This window comes from Cohnella zeiphila, from assembly GCF_014212055.1.
In the GTDB taxonomy this organism is placed as follows: Bacteria; Bacillota; Bacilli; order Paenibacillales; family Paenibacillaceae; genus Cohnella; species Cohnella zeiphila.
The window spans coordinates 904-2,823 of the sequence record NZ_JACJVO010000078.1 but is presented as its reverse complement, the minus strand read 5'-3'; the positions used below and the strand labels follow the sequence as shown (position 1 = coordinate 2,823).

Annotated in this window: 2 protein-coding genes and 1 pseudogene; all 3 read left to right on the top strand. The window is 60.6% G+C overall.

Features of this window, described 5'->3' with window-relative positions:
* Positions 1–301: stage V sporulation protein AE (spoVAE, locus tag H7C18_RS34600; RefSeq protein WP_185133692.1), on the top strand; the 301-nt coding region annotated here is incomplete at its 5' end.
* Positions 302–501: 200 nt separating this feature from the next.
* Positions 502–1,455: an AAA family ATPase gene (locus H7C18_RS34595; RefSeq protein ID WP_185133691.1), complete on the top strand. Its 954-nt coding sequence runs from the start codon at positions 502–504 to the stop codon at positions 1,453–1,455.
* Position 1,456: 1 nt separating this feature from the next.
* Positions 1,457–1,920: pseudogene (locus H7C18_RS34590) on the top strand (DUF58 domain-containing protein); the annotation flags it as partial.

The window sequence follows — 1,920 nt, the reverse complement described above, 5'->3', positions numbered from 1 at the left end:
GCAGCTTCTGTTCGACGTCGCCAAGCTGACGCCCGCGCACACGATGGCCATCTTGGTCGTGGCGGGAGCCGTCGTCGACGGACTCGGCTGGTACGAGCCGCTGATCAAGTTCGCGGGGGCGGGCGCCACCGTGCCGATTACGAGCTTCGGCAACGCGCTGGTGCACGGGGCGCTGTTCGAGCTGAAGCGGGACGGCTGGATCGGCGTCATCACCGGCATCTTCGAGGTGACGAGCGCCGGCATCTCGGCCGCGATCATCTTCTCGTTCCTCGCCGCGCTGGTCGTGAAGCCCAAAGGATGAGCCTTCCGTACCGGCCGGCTTGCCGTCCATAACTTACCGTTTCTCCCCAAAAGCCTGCCGCGCCGCGGTTTGGCTTTTTTTCTAGCTAAGTTTGGAGTTTTGCAAAATTTACGGTCGCCTCCAATATCAGGTATAATAAAAGAAACGCCATCTTATTTTCTTTTGTTAGAACCCGAGATTCCATAGGAGGAGACAAACACATGGAACAACAGCAAGCCATGCAATTGTTGGAACTCATTCGAAACAATATGGAATCTTGCATATTTGGTAAAAAAGAGGAAGTAACATGGATTCTGACTGCGCTTGTCGCCGGAGGACACGTTCTGATCGAGGACGTGCCCGGCACCGGCAAAACGCAGCTCGTCAAGGCGCTCGCCCGTTCGATCGGCGGCACGTTTCACCGTATTCAGTGCAATCCGGATCTCCTTCCTACCGATATAACCGGCGTCTCGATTTACCATCCGAAAGAAGAGCAGTTCCTGTTCCGGCCGGGCCCGATCATGGCGAACATCCTGCTTGCCGACGAGATCAACCGCGCGACGACGAAATCGCAATCCGCGCTGCTGGAAGCGATGGAGGAGCGCCACGTGTCCGTAGACGGAGTCACATACTCGCTGCCGAAGCCGTTCGCATTATTCGCGACGCAGAACCCGATCGAATTCGAAGGGACGTACAGCCTGCCCGAGGCGCAGCTTGACCGCTTCCTGATGAAGATCTCCATCGGCTACCCGGACGAGGCTTCCGAACGAAAGCTTATTCTGGAGAAAGCGGCCGCCCGTTCCGCCGATTCGCTCTCCGCCGTGGCCGACATCGAAGACGTGCTCGCCATTCAGCAGCTGGCGGAATCCGTTCATCTGGACGGCAGCGTGGCCGATTACCTGCTCGCCTTGATCCGCGGCACGCGCCGGCATCCCGCCGTTCTGCTCGGCGCCAGCCCGCGCGCGGGCGTGGCTCTGGCTTCGTGCGCCCGCGCCTACGCGCTGCTGCAGCGCCGCCTGTTCGTTCTGCCGGACGATGTAAAGGCGGTTGCCCCGCTCGTTCTCGGACACCGGCTGCACCTGCGCTCGGAAGCCCGCATGCACGGCGCCGCCGCCGCGACGGTGCTTCAGGAAGTGCTGCGCCAGATCCAGGTGCCGGTCGGAATGGAGCGGTAGGATGGGCAAGATTTGGTTTACCCGGGTCGGCTGGTGGAGTGCCGCGCTCTATTTGATGTCTTTGTTTTTCGTCGTATTCCAAGGCGGCAAGACGTCGCTTATGCTGTTCGTCATGCTGAACGCGCTCGGCCTTTATTTGCTGCTCGGCCGCTGGAGCGGAATCGGGAACGTGCAGGGCGTAAGAACGCTGGAAGACATGGCGCTGGTCGCGTCCTCCATTCCCGCCGGCTCGCGGCTGCGGGTGAAGCTGAGCGTCCAGATTCCCGGCTATTGGCCGCTGCCCTATATTATCGTCCGGGAGAGACTGGTTCGGGTATCCGGATCGGATTCGCAAGATTACGAGCTTTCCATCGTGCCGGACTACCGGCGGAAGGGGGCGGTCGAATACGAGACCGCGCCCCTGCGCAGGGGACGCTACCGGTTCCAGAAGACGAACTGCTCCACGCGGGACATCTTCGGCCTGTT

What these genes read in the sequence shown, in the direction of transcription:
- H7C18_RS34595 (WP_185133691.1), top strand. Translation starts at nt 502, where the DNA reads ATGGAACAACAGCAAGCCATGCAATTGTTGGAACTCATTCGAAACAAT.